14 protein-coding genes and 1 rRNA gene (1 of these 15 only partly in view) are annotated in these 17,688 nt (G+C 53.8%); 12 read left to right on the top strand and 3 right to left on the bottom strand.

Translation table 11 applies throughout. The features are described 5' to 3' along the window. The first annotated feature begins 5 nt into the window (after positions 1-5). Complete coding sequence (locus CIG75_RS19560) at positions 6-413, top strand: hypothetical protein (RefSeq protein ID WP_157729662.1); 408 nt, start codon at positions 6-8, stop codon at positions 411-413. Positions 414-462: 49 nt separating this feature from the next. After that, the gene (locus tag CIG75_RS19555) at positions 463-1,545 is read left to right on the top strand and encodes an Mrp/NBP35 family ATP-binding protein (protein WP_094238121.1); all 1,083 of its coding nucleotides are present in this window, start codon (positions 463-465) and stop codon (positions 1,543-1,545) included. Between the two features lie 101 nt (positions 1,546-1,646). Here CIG75_RS19555 and gerD read toward each other — a convergent pair whose 3' ends face one another. Beyond that, on the bottom strand, positions 1,647-2,420 hold the full coding sequence (gene gerD / locus CIG75_RS19550) for a spore germination lipoprotein GerD (RefSeq protein WP_227874449.1): 774 nt from the start codon (positions 2,418-2,420) through the stop codon (positions 1,647-1,649). A 150-nt stretch (positions 2,421-2,570) separates the two neighbouring features. On the opposite strand from gerD, the gene CIG75_RS19545 reads away from it, so the two are divergent. Next, positions 2,571-3,137, top strand: a complete 567-nt coding sequence (locus CIG75_RS19545) for a KinB-signaling pathway activation protein (protein WP_094238119.1) — start codon at positions 2,571-2,573, stop codon at positions 3,135-3,137. An 18-nt stretch (positions 3,138-3,155) separates the two neighbouring features. On the opposite strand, the gene CIG75_RS19540 is transcribed toward CIG75_RS19545, so the two are convergent. Further along, entirely contained in the window at positions 3,156-3,917 is a 762-nt protein-coding gene (locus tag CIG75_RS19540; RefSeq protein ID WP_407701299.1) for a polysaccharide deacetylase family protein, read from the bottom strand. A 150-nt stretch (positions 3,918-4,067) separates the two neighbouring features. Here CIG75_RS19540 and CIG75_RS19535 point away from each other — a divergent pair, with 150 nt between their 5' ends. Together CIG75_RS19535 and CIG75_RS19530 are read left to right on the top strand one after the other, a co-directional pair. Further along, positions 4,068-4,688 (top strand): stage II sporulation protein M, encoded by a 621-nt coding sequence (locus CIG75_RS19535; protein WP_157729661.1) that lies wholly within the window; start codon positions 4,068-4,070, stop codon positions 4,686-4,688. Between the two features lie 93 nt (positions 4,689-4,781). Beyond that, entirely contained in the window at positions 4,782-7,301 is a 2,520-nt protein-coding gene (locus CIG75_RS19530) for a putative bifunctional diguanylate cyclase/phosphodiesterase (protein WP_094238117.1), read from the top strand. 43 nt (positions 7,302-7,344) lie between these two features. On the opposite strand, the gene CIG75_RS19525 is transcribed toward CIG75_RS19530, so the two are convergent. After that, complete coding sequence (locus CIG75_RS19525; RefSeq protein WP_094238116.1) at positions 7,345-8,466, bottom strand: hypothetical protein; 1,122 nt, start codon at positions 8,464-8,466, stop codon at positions 7,345-7,347. A 325-nt stretch (positions 8,467-8,791) separates the two neighbouring features. On the opposite strand from CIG75_RS19525, the gene CIG75_RS19520 reads away from it, so the two are divergent. The 7 genes from CIG75_RS19520 to CIG75_RS19490 all read left to right on the top strand — a co-directional run. Then, on the top strand, positions 8,792-8,989 hold the full coding sequence (locus tag CIG75_RS19520; RefSeq protein ID WP_094238115.1) for a cold shock domain-containing protein: 198 nt from the start codon (positions 8,792-8,794) through the stop codon (positions 8,987-8,989). A gap of 153 nt (positions 8,990-9,142) precedes the next feature. Then, a complete protein-coding gene (hpf, locus tag CIG75_RS19515; protein ID WP_094238114.1) occupies positions 9,143-9,700 on the top strand; it encodes a ribosome hibernation-promoting factor, HPF/YfiA family in 558 nt (185 codons plus the stop codon). Positions 9,701-10,754: 1,054 nt separating this feature from the next. After that, the gene (locus CIG75_RS19510) at positions 10,755-11,831 is read left to right on the top strand and encodes a hypothetical protein (protein WP_094238113.1); all 1,077 of its coding nucleotides are present in this window, start codon (positions 10,755-10,757) and stop codon (positions 11,829-11,831) included. A gap of 82 nt (positions 11,832-11,913) precedes the next feature. Next, positions 11,914-12,171 (top strand): hypothetical protein, encoded by a 258-nt coding sequence (locus CIG75_RS19505; RefSeq protein ID WP_094238112.1) that lies wholly within the window; start codon positions 11,914-11,916, stop codon positions 12,169-12,171. A gap of 154 nt (positions 12,172-12,325) precedes the next feature. Beyond that, positions 12,326-14,767 carry a preprotein translocase subunit SecA gene (gene secA, locus CIG75_RS19500; protein WP_094238111.1) on the top strand — a complete coding sequence of 814 codons (2,442 nt, stop codon included), beginning with the start codon at positions 12,326-12,328 and terminating at the stop codon, positions 14,765-14,767. Between the two features lie 21 nt (positions 14,768-14,788). Further along, positions 14,789-15,908, top strand: a protein-coding gene (gene prfB, locus CIG75_RS19495; RefSeq protein ID WP_157729660.1) for a peptide chain release factor 2 whose coding sequence is annotated in 2 segments (ribosomal slippage) — positions 14,789-14,869 and positions 14,871-15,908 — 1,119 coding nt in all. Because the reading frame shifts where the segments join, the coding sequence is not laid out codon by codon here. 309 nt (positions 15,909-16,217) lie between these two features. Next, a 16S ribosomal RNA gene (locus tag CIG75_RS19490) occupies positions 16,218-17,688 on the top strand (it continues 74 nt past the right edge of the window).

The following is a 17,688-nucleotide window of genomic DNA, read 5'->3' as shown; positions in this document are numbered from 1 at the left end:
AAACTGTGTGGAAGAAATGGATCACCGTCGTATGTGTGTGTATGATGCTGTATGGATGTGCTCCACAAGCAGAGCCGAGCAAGGAAACGACCGCAGCCAAAGCTGAACTGGTGCTGGAGAGCGAAAAGTCGGTCTACCCGTACCTCGTTTTCGCCAATGAGGGTCAGGCCGATGCCGAAGAAGTGCGCGTGTACGAGGAGAAGAGCGGACAGGAGCTGACTGCGCTGGGGCTGACCGCAGGCGACAAGATCACGCCCGCACATAAGCCGATCACGCTCAGCCCAGGGACGGGTGTGCATTATCAACTTTTGACCAAGGAACTTCGCAACTATACGGTAAAATGGAAAGAAGACGGGCAGGAACATCAGGTCAAGATGTTGCTCAAAGAACCCGGTCGTATTGAAACCCACTAATGCCTGATATGGTATACTAGGTTCTGTGGATATGATGGAGGTGGCAAGGATGCTGACAAAACAGGCGATTCTGGACGCGTTGCGTCCGGTGCAAGACCCTGAAGTACATAAAAGTATTGTCGAGCTGGGCATGGTTCGCAACGTGGAGATCGACGGCGATCATGCCAAAATCGAAGTGGTGCTGACCATCGCAGGCTGCCCGCTGCGCAACAAAATCGATGCGGATGTTCGGGCCGCACTGGGCACGGTCGAAGGATTGAAATCGTTCGATCTCACCTTGGGCACGATGACAGACGAGGAGCGTGCGAAGTTCCGCGAGGTACTGCGCGGAGGTCAGCCAGAACAGGCTACACCGCCGTTGCTCGACCCGAACACGAAGACGCAGTTCATCGCCGTCGCTTCCGGTAAGGGCGGTGTCGGCAAATCGACCGTCACCGCGAACTTGGCTGTGGCACTGGTGCGCATGGGGTACCGTGTTGGGATCATCGATGCGGATATCTATGGATTTTCGATCCCGGGTATCTTCGGGATTCGCGATCAAAAGCCGACGCTGATCGACAACTTGTTGCTGCCCGTTGTAGCAGAAGGCGTCAAGGTGATCTCGATGCACTTCTTTGTGCCGGACAACCGTCCTGTGATCTGGCGCGGTCCGATGCTTGGCAAGATGATGCGCAACTTCTTTGCCGAAGTGCATTGGGGCGATCTGGACATCATGCTGTTGGACATGCCGCCAGGAACTGGTGACATGGCGCTTGATGTCCATCAGATGCTGCCGAAGAGCAAGGAGCTCATCGTCACTACGCCGCAGTTTAATGCGACCGAAGTGGCGGCACGCGTCGGCACGATGGCGCTTCAGACCAACCATGAGATCCTCGGCGTCATCGAGAACATGTCCTTCTTCGAAGCGGGCGGTCAGAAGCACTACATCTTTGGCAAAGGCGGCGGCGAGCGACTGGCGCTGGAGTTGAAGACCGATGTGCTCGTGCAGATTCCGATCGGGGCTGCCAATGAAACGGGCGACGGAATCTATGATGCCGATACTCCGCAAGGCGAGGCATATGCGAAACTTGCGAAGACGATCGGTCGCAAAGTGCTCGATCAAGCGATGACAGAACCGTATACCCAAGCATAAAAATGACCACTGGGCTGCTGAGCGCCCGGTGGTCTTTGCTGTTTAGTGACCAGAAGTCTGGCTGCTTTATGGAGAGCGTGATTCGTTGCGGGACAGGTTGATTAGCTTCCTCCGCTTTCGCCGCCGCCCCCTTGTTCTTTTTCGGAGCCGCCTTCACCGCCGCCGCTGTCCTCTTCGTTCCCGCTATCCCCTTCGCTTTTCTCTTTTTTCTTCGACTCTTTCTTTTCTTTCTTCTTCTTCTCACCGCCCTCGCTTTGCACGCCAGCCTTTTGTTTTTCATTTGGGGTGAGTTCGGTCGTGCCTTCGCGAATCGCCTGTTTCAAAAGATCGAGGTAGAGGAGCTTAAACTCCGGATTTTGCAAAGATTGGGTCATGATCGCCATCGTTTGCTTGCGGTACTCGGGCGTTTTCATCAGGTCATATAAACTCTGTGAGAAATCAGGAGATTTGAGCAGGCTGAGCATCATCTCCTGATACTCGGGGTCTTTTAACAGGTCTTTCAGCACTTTTTCGTTGTCCTTCTTAAAAGACTTGGCCAGTGCGGTTGCAAATTTAGGATTGCGCATCTGCTCTTCCAACGTGGCGTGTGCCGTACCGTCGGTCAGCGCTTTTAACATCGCCACTTGCACGTCCGTTTCATTGATGGCCAGCGATCGCTTGAACTGCGGGTCGCGCACGATGTCTTTTAGGGTGTCCATGCCCTCTTTGGTGTGCAAGATGTCGAGCACCATCTGCTTAGTTTCGTTGTATTGGGCCTTGGCATCCGTCTCCTGCGCGCCACCACCCCCACCCGCTTTTTGTTGTAAACCGCAGCCGCCGCTGATGACAAATGCAAGTATGATTGCGACCGAGACAGCGCCGATTTTCCAAGGCATTTTCACCTCGTGTCACATCCTTTCGTTGTGGTTGATGTGCTTAGTTTGTTGTCTGTGTGACAAACGTATACGAAGGGAAGGTTCGCCAATTTCCACCTTGCAAGCGTTATGTTATGATAGGGGAAGTTGTTCACAGGCAGGAGGGGCTTTATGAACTTACGCAAGTTTTTTACTCTGTTCCTTTCGACTGCCCTGATCGGCGTACTCCTTGGTCTGATCACGACGCTGACCGGATGGTTTGGCGAGATTCGATTGGTCTGGGGGATGATCACGGGAGGTTTTCTTTCCGCAACGACGCTGATGGGGTTTTGGGCGTATCTGACGCTGAATTTTACGATGCGCAATTTTATCTCGTTCCGTTTTTGGGTGACGATTCAGGTGTTGCTAATCGCGCTTGTCCTGTTTGACTTGGTCTATTTCCGCTATCTGTGGACGGGCCAAGGCGAAGGTAGCCTTCTGCCGTTTATCGGGTATGCGGTATGGCCGCTCCTTGTAGCAGCCGTCGTGTCCTATTTCAAAGGCCGGATCTCTGGCATGCGCTCCTTTATCCCGTCCATGTTCTTTCTGTATTGCTTCACGGCATTGGAATGGTTCCTGGCGCTGAAATCGGGCGAGGTGCTACAGATGACGCAGATCGGCATCATCTTACTCGGTTGTAATGTGTATCTATTACTCATGTATACCCGGCTGTTGAAACAGCCCTCACCGACTCGGTGAGGGCCTGTTTTTTAGCTATTATTCCTGTTTCGAGTTGACGCCGGCACCTGCGATCAGTTCGGAGACGGTCATGAACTCGAACCCTTTTTTGCGCAGGTTGTCGATGATGCGGGGCAGAGCATCGATCGTCTGCAAGGCGGAGTCGCTCGCATGCATCAGAATGATGTCACCGGGTACCGCTCTGCTCACGACGCGCTCGACGATTTTGTCCGGTCCGGGACGCATCCAATCGAGCGAATCGGTGTGCCATTGCACGACGGTGTAGCCCATCGAGTTGAGATGTTGGACGACCCGTTTGTCAAAAGCCCCGTTGGGCGTGCGGATCAGCTTGGTTTTGACGCCTGTCGTTTCAAAGATCGCCTGTTCCGATTTGCCGACTTGTTCGGTGATCCATTGGTTGTTATATTTCGGGAAGTCGTCGTGACGGTGACCATGGTTGCCGATTTCAAAGCCCATCGTCTTGATGCGCTTGGCGATGTCCGCATGAGTGGTCGTCCACGGCCCGGAGAGGAAGAAGGTCGCTTTTTTGACCCCTTTTTTCTCCAAGATGTCGAGGATCGGGCCCGGCGCTTTTTCGCCCCACGAGATGTCGAAGGTCAGGGCGACCACTTTTTTTTCCGTTTGGACCTTGTAGATCGCGCCTTGCGGTGTCGGAGCAGGCTTGTCTGTTTTGGTGACAGGCTGGATGCTCTCACCGCGGAAAACTGCTTGCGTGCCGAGGTCCGCTTGACTGTACAGACAGAACATGAATAAAAGTACGGTCATGAGCAAGATGCCCATTTTCTTCAACTGGCGGAATGTCCGATCTTGACGTTTACGCAATGTGTATGCACCTCCATGGATCAGCAAAGCTTGTGCGATTATGTCTTGTTTACTCTATGGCAAAGCCCGTCCGATTATACACGAGGCAAAGAAGGAGGAGTGATGCTCATGTGGAGCACGGTAGGCGGAAGCGGCACGGTGATCAAGCGCAACCTTGGCTATATCGCAGCGGCTGCGGCAGTGTTTGTGTTCGGCGGGGTGATTGGTGCCTTGTACAGTGAACAGCTGATGGCTGTCGTCAAGCCGACGCTGGAAAAGTTGGCCACGATTGCCGAAAAGACGCAGGCGGCAGACAGTGTCTGGTATACGTCCCAGGTGATTTTTTTCAATAATTTGACGGCGAGCGCCATGATGGTGTTGTTCGGCTGTCTGCTAGCCATCCCGACGGTGCTGGCGTTGTTTACAAACGGCATGGTGATTGGGGTGCTGTTCGCCCAGCTTGACGGGCAAGGGACGGCGAGCGCGTGGGATCTGCTCGTCTATGGGCTGTTGCCGCACGGAATCTTTGAACTGCCGGCCATCGTGTTCGCGGCCGCATTGGGGATCAAGCTCGGTACTGTGTTGCTCGTGCCGCTGAAGGGGAAGAAGCGGCTGGAGAGCTTCGGCTTTGTCTGGCTGGAAGTTGTGAAGTCGGCATGGGTGGTGCTGGCGCTGCTTTTGGTCGCCGCAGCGGTGGAAGGTGCGGTGACGCCGATGCTGTTGGAGAAGTATGTGCTCCAAGTGGGCTAAAAAGTGTGGTTCAGAATGGTTAAATTCTTTGTCAAATTCGGTCGGACTATGTTAAAGTGGTAGTAGAGTCGGTTTATTCCAACGGGGGGAACGATGGATACCACGATGAATGACGTGTTGCGTCAAAATCTTGACTATATCTGCTTTGCCGCAGTCATTCTCTGCTTCGTATCGGGACTTGAATTTGTCATGCACCGATATTTAGTTTCGGAGAAACTGCGCGGCAAGGTAGTGGCGGGGAAAAAGTTTTCGATGGGCTTTATGCCCTACCTCGCAGGGACCGTCATCTGCACACTGCTGATCATCGGCTGGTTTGTTGTGGATGATGCGGGGAAGAAAGAACTGGACAGGAATAAGATGCTGGTCGATGGCATCGCGCCGACGTTTGCGTATGAGCTGGGGAAATTGGGGCATGAAAACATTCAGCTATCTACGTCGATGTCAGATGAGAAATACTTGACTGCCAAGCAGACGCTGGAAAAATGGCTGGACATCAATCCGGACATCTCGGCGATCTACACGCTGCGGGAGATCAGTCAGGGACGGCATGTATACGTGATTTCACCGCCGAGCGATGTAAATCACGACGGGAAGATTGAGGGCGAGCAGGAGGTTGGATATCCGCTGGGGACGTTGTATCCATACGAGCTGCCCGATTTGAATGAGACTACAGAGATGAAATCGACGTTTCGCGAGGGATTGATTCTGCAAGACTGGGGCTCGACGATTTCGGCATTTGTGCCGATCTTTGACAGCACGGGACGGCAGGATGCGGTGCTCGGTGTCGATTTTGATGCGACGATGTGGGAGAAGAAAGTGGCAAAAGCGCGCTGGAGTATGATGGCGTTTTTGCTGATCGTCTTCATTCCGTTTAATACGACCTATTGGGTAATTTTTCACCAACGGGTCGAGCGGTTTCGGATGATGTTGCATCAAGAGGAGATCTCCGAGAGCGAAGATCGGTTCCGCAAACTGTCCAATGCGACATTTGAAGGGATTGTGCTGTCCGATCAGGGCAAGATTTTGGAGATCAACCAGACGCTGTGTTCGATGTTTGGTTATGAATCTGAAGCGGAAATGACAGGGATGTCCGCTTTCTTGCTGGCAGCATCCGAATCGCGGGATCACTTGATTGAAAATTTATATTCGATGAGCAACTCGATGCTGGAAATCGTTGCCCAGCGCAAGGACGGGACGAAATTTTCGGCTGAGTTGGTCGGGACGAGCTGTATGTATCAGGGGCGTGAAGTGCGGGTGACGGCGATTCGCGATATTTCGGAGCGCAAGCGCACGCAGGAAATCATTCACCACATGGCGCTTCATGATACACTGACCGGCTTGCCGAACCGGGCGCTGTTCTCGCAACATTTGCACGAGGTGTTGGAGCAGGCGCGAGAGTCCGGGCAGAAGCTAGCCGTGTTTTTCCTCGATCTGGACCGCTTCAAGATCCTTAACGACACGCTCGGTCATGCGCGTGGAGATAAGCTGTTGAAAGCGGTGGCGACCCGTTTGTCGCGTTGTGCAGGTGAGACGGGTGTTGTCGCGCGGATGAGTGGGGATGAGTTTGTGATGCTGATTCCGAACTTTGAGGAGCCAGCAGAGATTGAGGCGATCGCGGAGCAGGTGCTGGCGCGATTGGAAAAGCCGTATAAAATTCATGATTATGAGCTCCATGCGACCGCTTCGATCGGAATTGCTTTGTTCCCGCAGGACGGGGACGATTCGCAAGTGTTGATCAAAAATGCGGAGACCGCCTTGTTCCGAGTCAAGGATAAGGGGAGCAACCATTATTCGCTCTACGCTCCAGCGATGAACATGAAAGGCATCGAGCGGCTACAATTGGAAAACGGGCTGCGTCACGCGTTGGAGCGTGAGGAGTTCGTGCTGTATTACCAGCCGCGAATCAACATGCAGTCCGGGCAGATCATCGGGATGGAGGCGCTTTTGCGTTGGAATCATCCGGAGTTGGGATTGGTGCCACCGGGCGCGTTTATTCCGATTGCTGAGGAGACGGGGCTGATCGTGCCGATCGGGGATTGGGTACTGCGGACCGCGCTGCACCAAAATAAGGCATGGCAGGATGCGGGCTATCCGATGATGACGGTCGCGGTCAACCTCTCCCCGCGTCAGTTTTTGCGTCAGGGATTGGTGGAGAGCATCGCCAAGGAACTGCGCGAAACGGGTCTGCATCCGAGTTTCTTGGAGTTGGAGATCACAGAGAGCTTGACGATGCACGATGTTGAATATACGATCAGGACTTTGGATGAATTGAGCAAGATGGGTGTGCAGATTTCGATCGATGATTTTGGTACAGGCTATTCGTCGCTCAATTATCTCAAACATTTTCCGGTCTCGACGCTTAAGATCGATCAATCGTTTGTGCGGGAGTTGATCGGCGATCCGTACAATGCGGCGATCGTGACGACGGTGATCCATCTGGCGCAAAGCTTGCAGATGAAAGTGATCGCCGAAGGGGTGGAGACGGAAGAGCAGTTTGTCTATCTTCGCGACCACAGGTGCGATGAGATGCAAGGTTTTCTGTTTTCTCGCCCGATTCCGGCAGATCAGTACGAGGAATTGCTGCGCGGAAATGTGATGTTTGAAGTGTCGTAAAAGGAAACGCCTTCTGCCACTTAGTTGTGGCAGAAGGCGTTTTTTATGGCGAGGTTTGGAAGGAGTGGGTGATGGCGAGGGCGGTCTCGGGGGAAATGAGCTCTTGGTCATTGTAGAGCCAGACATCGTAGGCGATCGTGCCACGCAGAAAGTAGGTGTGGACTTCGAGCGGTGTCTGGATCGAATCGGCTGCCGTCGCCGCCCGCTTGAGCAGGTATTTGACGGTGTCTTCGGTGCGGTAGGATTCAAGACCCGATTGAATGACGTTGGTCAGGGCGGGGAGCTGCACCGCTTTGACCGGGTTTTCTTCGCCTGGGCGGAGCGGGGTTGGCGTAATGCCGCCGAGGATTTTACCGTCCTGTTCAAAGCTGAGGGCACCCTCGACCGACAGATTTGGCACCGCCTGCCAAGTGGAGGGGAAGGCGACGCGATAGTTTTTTTGTCGGTGTAGGGTGTAATCGAACGGGATGTCCGAGGTGGCAGTCACCGTCCACAACCCCTGAATCTTTTGCAGTTCGATGTATTGCTGGGTGCGGAAGGGACGGTCTCCCTTGCCGTAGACAGAAACCTGGCCCGGTTGGTTCTGCACCCAAAGTGTGAGGCGCCCCGTCTGGGTGTCGCCTTCGATGGTGTCGCGAGTGTATGTTTCGATGGTGAGCGTGCGCAGACTGCTCTGATCGAAGTGTTGGTTGAGGTAGGTACGAATGCTCTCCGCTTCTTCTCGGAAGGACGGATTGCTGTCAGGGTCGATGATGGCAGTGCCTTCTGCTTGGAAGGGTCGATGGCTGACGGCAAGTGATCGCGAGGCCGGGATATGTCGATCGCTCAGATGACTGTCGGTGCTGGTCATGCTGAGGTCGGCTACCGGGGTCTGGCGCACATCGCCCGTCTTGATGGCGAGCAAGATGGCGGCCGCGATGGTGCCGATCGTCAACCAGTTGGAAAAGCGGTTTTTTTTGTTTTGCTTCACCACATGTTCGATCTCTTCACGCGCCGGAATCAAGGAGCGCGTGGGTGGCGGAATCGTGACATGTTCGATCTCTTCATTGAGCTGATGCACGCGCTGGAGCTCCTCGCGACAGGCTGCGCAGGTCGCAAGATGCAAATGGGCGTCCGGCTGGAGATCGCCGCACCAGATCGCCTCTTGGACTTGTGAGCAGTTCACGCGTTCCACCTCCTGCTTGTGTCTATCTGCTTGGTTAGACGCGAAGTAGTGAGGAAATGATTCAGGAGATTTTTAATGCACAAAAATACGTATTGTTTGTGTTTTTATTACTTGTATACGAGATGGGAAACCATCAGATACAATAGAATCTGTCGAGAGTTTTGAAGGCGTTTTTTGTAAAGTTTTGTCCGAATTGATCGGATGTGTATATTGGTACCGTTTTGAGCCCATGATAAGATGCAACCTCACACAGCGCAGACCGTTACTTTATTGACCCTTTTTCGTGAGGTTAACCAGGGTCTCAACGTAGGAGGAATGGAAAGTCATGCAAGGTAGAGTAAAGTGGTTCAACAGTGAAAAGGGGTACGGCTTCATCGAATACGAAGGTGGAGAAGATGTGTTTGTTCACTTCTCCGCGATTACCGGCGAAGGGTTCAAGTCCCTCAACGAAGGCGAATTAGTCGAGTTTGACATTGTCGAAGGAAACCGCGGGCAACAGGCCGCTAACGTTGTCAGACTGTAATCGCATAGAGCCCTCGGACAACCTGTCCGGGGGTTTCTTTTTTGTGTAAAAATTGTGAATTTGGTGGGGTTTTGGTGTAATTCTTGTGTGATTTGGCAGGAGTACTGTGGGGAGGGGTGGAATACTATTATGTATCGAAGGGAGGAGTTCAACATGAAGATCCAAGTACGAGGGAACCATCTAGAGGTAACTGAGGCGCTGCGTCAATATGTAGATAAGAAGATCGGGCGTCTGGAAAAGTACTTTCATGCTCCAACCGAATTTTCCGTGCATGTCACGCTGTCTGTGGTGAGAGACTACCATACGGTGGAAGTGACTATGCCGATCAATGGTTTTGTACTTCGCGCCGAAGAGAAGTCGGGCGATATGTATGCTTCGATCGATACAGTTTCCGACAAGCTGGAAAAGCAGATCGAGAAGCATAAGGCGAAGTTGAATAAACGACTGCGGCAGGAAGGGGTCAGTTCTCTGTTTAAGGAGCATGGCGAAAGCGCTGTGCACGTTTTGACAGAGGATGAGACGGACCTGGGTGACGTGGTTCGAGTGAAGAAGTTTGCGGTAAAACCCATGCCGGTCGATGAAGCGGTGATGCAGATGGATCTGCTCGGACATGACTTCTTTGTCTTTAGTAACGCGGAGACGGATGAAGTGAATGTGGTGTATAAGCGGAAAGATGGGCAGTACGGGTTGATTGAACCGACTTTTGCATAGAGTGATAAGCCAGCTCCGGTGGGGGCTGGCTTTTTTGATGGAGTTAGGGGGAGATTGGGGTTGAGTGCATGGGGAGGTGTAGGAGTGGTAGGCGGTTTGGAGAAGTGCGTTAGTGGTGGGGTGCGCGGGGGAGTGTAGGAGTGTAGGAGTGGTAGGCGGTTTGGGGAAGTGCGAAAGTGGTTGAGTGCATGAGGATGTGTGAGAGTAAACGGGTCAGTGGGATGTGTGTTTGGGTGGGTGCCCCGGGGGAAGCGGACATCCTTTCTCCCGCTCGGGTCACGCGAAATGCTTGCGTGAAACTCGCTCCTTGAAAGGATATCCCCTCCCCCCTCCTATCTCATCTCCATCCCAGCACTACCCTTTTGGCCCTCTGCCCTGCCCACCGGGGGGACACCTCCCGCTCGCTCAAACATCGCGCGGAAGACCACCGCGCAAACTCGCTCCTCGAGAGGTGTCCTCCCCTCTGGGGCTGAAATCACTCTGATCGGATGAACAGGTTGGGTTCAAAACCTTTCTTCCTTGCAGATTACGGAGAGGCTTGTGTGAAATTCGCTCCTTGGATGGGTATCTGCCCTCCTCTCTCCTATCTTAATCTATCACAATACACCATCTGCCCTCACGCTCTGCCCGCCGGAGGACATCTCCCACTCGCTCAAACATCGCGCGGAAGACCACCGCGCAAACTCGCTCCTCGGAAGGTGTCCTCCCCTCTGGGGCTGAAATTACTCTGATCGGATGGACAGGTTGGGTGCAAACCCTTTATCCCGTATAGATCAAGGAGAGGCTAGCGTGAAACTCGCTCCTTGGCAGGTGCCCTCCCCTTTAGGGCTGAAATTACTCTGATCGGATGGACAGGTTGGGTTCAAGACCGTTCTCCCGTTCAGATTACGGAGAGGGTTGCGTGAAACTTGCTCCTCGGCAGGCGTCCTCCTATCTAGGGTTGAATTCACTCTGATCGGATGGACAGGCTGGGTTGAAAAACCTTTGGAATACCTCGTAGATCAGTGCTGTGAGATGGAGTGGTAGAAGTAAAAGGCGAAGGTGGGATGGTTGTATGTTGGTGGTGGTGTTGGCTGGGGGATATGGAAGTGGGGCATCGGGGATACTACGGGCGATGCGAGAGGCACGGAGAGCGGCGGCGGTGGATTTGGTGGAGAAGGTGGTTTGGGGGAAGGACTTTCGGGTTGTGTTGGTCTCGGATGATCCGGTTGTCTTGGACTCGGCAAGGAGTTTGGGGTGCATCGAGTGGGACTCGTCTTGTGAGGAGTTTGTGTGGCTGCAGGTTGTACAGGATGTAGTACGCACTTATGCACGACCGGAGGAGGGCGTGGCCGTGATGGGTGGATGCGCCGCACCTCTGCTTCAGGTACAGGAGTTGGAAGCGGCCGCACACTCGGTCACGGATGGCGAGGTCTGGCAGAATAATCGGCTGTCACCAGATTTGATTTTGTGGAAACCGGCTCAGGCCGCTTTTTTGGTACGGGATTGTCACACAGATAATCAGTTTGGCTTTGCGTTGGAATCGCAGGCCGGGCTGGTCGTGAAGTATTTACAGCGCTCGCTAGGGTTTGGATTTGATTTGGATACGCCTGTCGATGCGGTGCTTGCCGCTTCACGGGCCGAATGCGGTCCGCGTTTGCGTGAGGTTGTCAGCGATTGGAATTTGTGGGGGCGTGTGCAGGCGGTGCGGACCGTATTGGCTCGCCCATATCCGGATGTCGCTTTGATCGGCCGTGTGCATCCGGTCGAGGCGGAACGGTTTGGACAAGGGGCTGGCGTGCGACTACGGGTGTTTTCGGAGGAACGAGGTATGAAGGCGCTGGGCAGAGTGGAGCGCGGTGAGGTGCGAAGCTTGCTGGGGGCGATGGTGGAAGCTGTAGGCTGGCAGCAGTTTTTTGCTGTGCTTGCTGAGCAAGTTGAATGCGTGCTGTTTGATACGCGGGTGGTGCTGGAGCATTTTGGCGTGCGGGTTGGTGAGGAAGAGCGGTTTGCTGTGGATTTGGGCCTGCTGGAGGAAGTGCGGGACCCTTTTTTGAGGGAGTTGACGTCTGCAGTTGCTGCTTGTAAGGTTCCCGTGCTGATGGGAGGGCAGTCGCTCGTCGGCGGTGGGTTGCGCTTGTGGGTGGAGTAGCGAAAACGATGGTCATTTTATGAACGGAATGGGTACCTGCCCAAGCACCTTCGCATAGGATGTGGTACGGAGGTGACAGCAGATGGGCGTCGTGTTGTGGGTACTGAAAGTGTTGGTGTTTTTTGTGGCTTTGAAAGTCGGGCAGGTTCTGGTCTGGAATGTGCGGAAGGCTTATTATATCCATCCGTGGGTGTTGGAACTTCTCGTTGCTGTGCTGGCAGTAATTTTGGTCGGTTGGGTTGGCGACGGTTGGTGGGCGGTCGCGCTGTTTGGGCTCTTGTTTGGAGTCATTCGCGGGGATCAGGAGGATGACTCGAGGTCAAGAAGGCAGCTTTCGTAAGTGGAATCAGGGTGGACGGGTGGCCTATTTTAAGGTCACCTGCAATACATATAATGTTTGTGAGTGGATTTAATAGTTGTGGGTGTGGGCGAAAAAGTGATACAATTTTATACTAAGACATCGTGTCTTAATTTGGAGAGGAGTGAAACCTTGTATGTTGGGCCTCCTGAAAAAGATTGTTGGGGACAGCAATGAGAGAGAGATTAAGAAGCTCTCTAAACTGGTACAGCGCATCAACTTGCTTGAGCCGGATTTGGAAAAGCTGAGCGACGATCAGTTGCGCGGAAAGACGTTTGAGTTTAAGGAGCGGTTCACCCGCGGGGAATCGCTTGATGATATGTTGCCCGAGGCGTTTGCTGTCGTTCGCGAAGCAGGAAAGCGCGTGCTTGGTAAACGTCATTACGATGTTCAGTTGATGGGCGGGATCGTGCTGCACCAAGGACGCATCGCAGAGATGCGCACCGGGGAAGGTAAGACGCTGGTGGCGACACTTCCTTCGTATCTGAACGCACTGTCAGGACAAGGTGTCCATGTCATTACGGTCAACGACTATCTGGCTCGCCGTGACGCAGAAGAGATGGGGCAGTTGCACCGTTTCCTCGGCTTGGAGGTCGGTCTGAATATCAATGGGCTTTCGCATGGGCAAAAGCAAGGTGCTTATGCGGCCGATATCACGTATGGGACGAACAACGAGTTCGGGTTTGACTTCCTGCGCGATAATATGGCCCTGTCTGCCGATCAGATGGTGCAGCGTCCGCTGAACTATTGCATCATCGACGAAGTTGACTCGATTTTGATCGATGAAGCCCGTACCCCGCTGATCATTTCCGGTCAGGCGGAGAAATCGACGGAGCTTTATTTCCGTGCGAACATTTTTGTGGCCGGTCTGCGCAATGAGGTGGACTATACACATGATGAAAAGGCGAAGTCGGTTATTTTGACGGAGACGGGCTCGAAGAAGGCGGAGAAATATTTCCGCATCACGAACCTGTTCGATCCGGAAAACGTGCTCGTCAACCATCACATCACGCAGGCGATGAAGGCGCATGTGACGATGCATCGCGACAAGGATTACGTGGTGCAGGGCGATGAGATCATCATCGTTGACGAATTCACTGGCCGTTTGATGCAAGGGCGTCGCTATTCGGAAGGTCTGCATCAGGCGATCGAAGCGAAGGAAGGCGTGCGCATTCAGAATGAATCGAAAACGCTCGCGACGATCACGCTGCAAAACTACTTCCGCGGCTACAACAAACTGTCGGGGATGACCGGGACGGCGAAGACCGAGGAAGAGGAATTCCGCTCGATCTACGGGATGGATGTAACTACAATTCCGACCAACCGCCCGAACCTGCGCGATGATAAGTCGGACGTGATTTATAAAAATATCCGCGGGAAGTTTAACGCGGTCGTGGCTGAGATTGTGGAACGCCATGAAAAGGGGCAGCCGGTGCTCGTCGGCACGACGTCGATTGAGAAATCCGAGTATCTCTCCAATCTGCTGAAGCAAAGCGGCATTTCGCATCAGGTGCTCAATGCAAAACAGCATGAGCGTGAGGCGGAAATCGTTTCGCTTGCAGGTCAGCGCGGTGCGGTGACGATCGCGACCAACATGGCTGGCCGCGGTACGGACATCGTGCTCGGCGAAGGTGTGGAAGGGCTCGGCGGTCTGCATATCATCGGCACGGAACGCCATGAGAGCCGTCGGATCGACAACCAGTTGCGCGGCCGCGCAGGTCGTCAAGGCGACCCGGGCTCGACGCAGTTCTTCTTGTCGCTGGAAGATGACCTGATGCGTCTGTTTGGTTCTGAGAACATCATGAACATCATGGAGAAACTCGGTCTGGAGGAGGATCAACCGATCCAAGCGGGCATCGTCTCCAAGGCGATCGAGTCGGCGCAGAAGAAGGTCGAAGGGAACAACTTTGACATTCGGAAGCACGTGTTGAAATATGACGATGTCATGAACCAACAGCGCGTGGTGATGTACAAACAGCGCCGTGAGATTTTGGACAGCGCGGACTGCTCGCATGTGGTGCAGGACATGCTGAATCAGTTGATCGATTCGATCGTCGATACGTACTGCGCGAAGGACATCGTGCCGGAGGATTGGGATCTGCAAGGTCTGCATGAGTATTTGGAGGGTCGCATCGTTCGCGAAGGTGTGATCACCATGGAAGATCTGCAGAAGTTCGCGACGCAAGAGGAGATCTCCGAACTGCTTCACGAGCTGTCCGATAAGGAATATGCGGTGCGTGAGCAGTTGCTTGGCGACGGCATGCGCGAGTATGAAAAGGTGATTTTGCTGCGCGCCGTCGATACGAAGTGGATCGACCACATCGATGCGATGGACCAGTTGCGCCAAGGGATACATCTGCGCGCATACGGTCAGCGCGACCCGTTGATGGATTATAAGTTCGAAGGGTTTGATATGTTCGAACAGATGATCCACAATATTCGCGAGGAAGTTGTGACCTATCTGTTCAAATCGAACGTTGGCGGTTCGTACCAAGCGGCTCCGGCCGATCCGAAGATGGGTCTGCAAATGGTGGAGATCGGTACGAGCGAAGACGGGCAAGGAAAACGCAACAAATAGTTGTAAGTAGGGGTGGTTGCAGTGGCAGCTCAAACTTTTGGTGAACTGCGTCAAGAATTACAAAATACAGCCAAGCGTTTGGCGGACATCGGGAGGTCTCTTTGACCTCCCTGCGAAGAAACAGCGCATCGGTGAGCTGGAAGAGATGATGTCGGCCCCCGCTTTTTGGGACGATCAAGAGGCGGCGCAAAAGGTGATCAGCGAGAATAATGTGCTGAAAAGCAGCGTTGATCGCATGGAGAAGTTTCAGGGCGAGTATGATGACCTCGAAGTCATGTTGGATCTTGCACAGGAAGAGAAGGATGAGGATCTCTTTCTCGAATGTGACAAGGGCGCCCGCAAGATGAAGGGCGAGCTGGAGAAGTTCGAGCTCGAACTTCTGCTCAGCGAGCCGTACGACAAGAACAACGCCATTTTGGAATTGCATCCGGGAGCTGGTGGCACGGAGTCGCAGGACTGGGCTTTGATGATGATGCGGATGTATACACGTTGGGCAGAGGACAAAGGGTTTAAGGTGGAAACGTTGGACTATCTGCCAGGCGATGAAGCTGGGATCAAGAGTGTGACACTTTTGATCAAAGGCTTTAACGCATACGGGTATCTAAAAGCGGAACGGGGTGTGCATCGGTTGGTGCGCATCTCGCCGTTCGATGCGTCTGGGCGCCGACATACTTCTTTCTCTTCGGTCGATGTGATTCCGGAGTTGGATGATGATGTGGATGTCGATATCAAGGAAGTCGATCTGAAGATCGATACGTATCGGGCATCTGGCGCAGGCGGTCAGCACATCAACACTACCGATTCGGCCGTACGGATCACGCACATCCCGACGGGTGTGGTCGTGACCTGTCAGTCGGAACGCTCGCAGATAAAGAACCGTGCTTCTGCGATGAAGTATCTGGCAGCCAAGCTGTACGAGTTGGAGCGTCAAAAGCAGCTGGAAGAGTTGGCCGAACTGCGCGGTGAGCAAAGTCAGATCGCTTGGGGCAGCCAGATTCGTTCGTATGTGTTCCATCCGTATTCGCTGGTGAAGGATCATCGCACAAGCGTGGAGATCGGCAACGTAAACGCGGTCATGGACGGGGAACTCGACCCGTTTATCGACGGGTTCCTGCGTTGGCAGATCGAAAAGCGCGGGTAAGATGATTTCGTGAGGAAAAGAAAGCGCTGGGCAGATGCCCGGCGCTTTTTTTTGTTCGGTACTCTTGTTTTGTTTCAGTTTGTTTGACAGAGAAAATTGTCGGGTGGCGCCCGGCGTGGTAAGATGTTTCTTGTCGCCGCGAGAGACGCGGTTGAAGAAAATTGAGATGTAGTGGTTGACATTTGAGTTTGCATGTGTTAAGTTAGATAACGTTGCCGCTCGGTACGAGCTGGTATCACGATTGATCCTTGAAAACTAAACGAGTGTTACAGAGATCTGATGCGAGTCAAGATACAAACTTTTTCAACTTTTATTGAGAGTTTGATCCTGGCTCAGGACGAACGCTGGCGGCGTGCCTAATACATGCAAGTCGAGCGGACTGGAGGGAGCTTGCTCCCAAAGGTTAGCGGCGGACGGGTGAGTAACACGTGGGCAATCTGCCCGACAGACTGGGATAACGCTTGGAAACGAGTGCTAATACCGGATAAGCGATTTCCTCGCATGAGGAGATCGAGAAAGAAGCTTTCGCTTCACTGTCGGATGAGCCCGCGGCGCATTAGCTAGTTGGTGAGGTAACGGCTCACCAAGGCGACGATGCGTAGCCGACCTGAGAGGGTGATCGGCCACACTGGGACTGAGACACGGCCCAGACTCCTACGGGAGGCAGCAGTAGGGAATCTTCCACAATGGGCGCAAGCCTGATGGAGCAACGCCGCGTGAATGATGAAGGCCTTCGGGTTGTAAAATTCTGTCTTCTGTGAAGAACAAGTGTGAGAAGGGAATGCTCACACCCTGACGGTAACAGAGGAGGAAGCCCCGGCTAACTACGTGCCAGCAGCCGCGGTAATACGTAGGGGGCAAGCGTTGTCCGGAATCACTGGGCGTAAAGCGCGCGCAGGCGGCCATCTGCGTCCGGGGTGAAAGCCCAAGGCTCAACCTTGGGACTGCCTTGGATACGGGATGGCTTGAGGATCGGAGAGGCAAGGGGAATTCCACGTGTAGCGGTGAAATGCGTAGAGATGTGGAGGAACACCTGTGGCGAAGGCGCCTTGCTGGCCGATTTCTGACGCTGAGGCGCGAAAGCGTGGGGAGCAAACAGGATTAGATACCCTGGTAGTCCACGCCGTAAACGATGAGTGCTAGGTGTTGGGGGGTACCACCCTCAGTGCCGAAGCTAACGCATTAAGCACTCCGCCTGGGGAGTACGGTCGCAAGACTGAAACTCAAAGGAATTGACGGGGGCCCGCACAAGCAGTGGAGCATGTGGTTTAATTCGAAGCAACGCGAAGAACCTTACCAAGACTTGACATCCCGCTGACCGGTTTAGAGATAGACCTTCCCTTCGGGGCAGCGGTGACAGGTGGTGCATGGTTGTCGTCAGCTCGTGTCGTGAGATGTTGGGTTAAGTCCCGCAACGAGCGCAACCCCTAAATTGTGTTGCCATCATTCAGTTGGGCACTCACAATTGACTGCCGGTGACAAACCGGAGGAAGGCGGGGATGACGTCAAATCATCATGCCCCTTATGTCTTGGGCTACACACGTGCTACAATGGGCGGTACAAAGGGTTGCGAGGCCGCGAGGCGGAGCCAATCCCAAAAAGCCGCTCACAGTTCGGATTGCAGGCTGCAACTCGCCTGCATGAAGCTGGAATTGCTAGTAATCGCGGATCAGCATGCCGCGGTGAATTCGTTCCCGGGCCTTGTACACACCGCCCGTCACACCATGGGAGTTGGCAACACCCGAAGCCGGTGAGGTAACCGCAAGGAGCCAGCCGTCTA

It is taken from the genome of Tumebacillus algifaecis, from assembly GCF_002243515.1.
GTDB lineage: Bacteria > Bacillota > Bacilli > Tumebacillales > Tumebacillaceae > Tumebacillus_A > Tumebacillus_A algifaecis.
Note: the sequence above shows the minus strand (reverse complement) of the source record. Positions and strands in the feature narration are given on the sequence as shown.

Excerpts from the sequence above, each read along its gene's own strand:
- CIG75_RS19535 (WP_157729661.1), top strand. The coding sequence starts at position 4,068 with ATGTGGAGCACGGTAGGCGGAAGCGGCACGGTGATCAAGCGCAACCTT.
- CIG75_RS19555 (WP_094238121.1), top strand. The coding sequence starts at position 463 with ATGCTGACAAAACAGGCGATTCTGGACGCGTTGCGTCCGGTGCAAGAC.
- hpf (WP_094238114.1), top strand. The coding sequence starts at position 9,143 with ATGAAGATCCAAGTACGAGGGAACCATCTAGAGGTAACTGAGGCGCTG.
- secA (WP_094238111.1), top strand. The coding sequence starts at position 12,326 with ATGTTGGGCCTCCTGAAAAAGATTGTTGGGGACAGCAATGAGAGAGAG.
- CIG75_RS19530 (WP_094238117.1), top strand. The coding sequence starts at position 4,782 with ATGGATACCACGATGAATGACGTGTTGCGTCAAAATCTTGACTATATC.
- CIG75_RS19540 (WP_407701299.1), bottom strand. The coding sequence starts at position 3,917 with ATGGGCATCTTGCTCATGACCGTACTTTTATTCATGTTCTGTCTGTAC.
- CIG75_RS19545 (WP_094238119.1), top strand. The coding sequence starts at position 2,571 with ATGAACTTACGCAAGTTTTTTACTCTGTTCCTTTCGACTGCCCTGATC.
- gerD (WP_227874449.1), bottom strand. The coding sequence starts at position 2,420 with ATGCCTTGGAAAATCGGCGCTGTCTCGGTCGCAATCATACTTGCATTT.
- CIG75_RS19505 (WP_094238112.1), top strand. The coding sequence starts at position 11,914 with ATGGGCGTCGTGTTGTGGGTACTGAAAGTGTTGGTGTTTTTTGTGGCT.
- CIG75_RS19510 (WP_094238113.1), top strand. The coding sequence starts at position 10,755 with ATGTTGGTGGTGGTGTTGGCTGGGGGATATGGAAGTGGGGCATCGGGG.
- CIG75_RS19520 (WP_094238115.1), top strand. The coding sequence starts at position 8,792 with ATGCAAGGTAGAGTAAAGTGGTTCAACAGTGAAAAGGGGTACGGCTTC.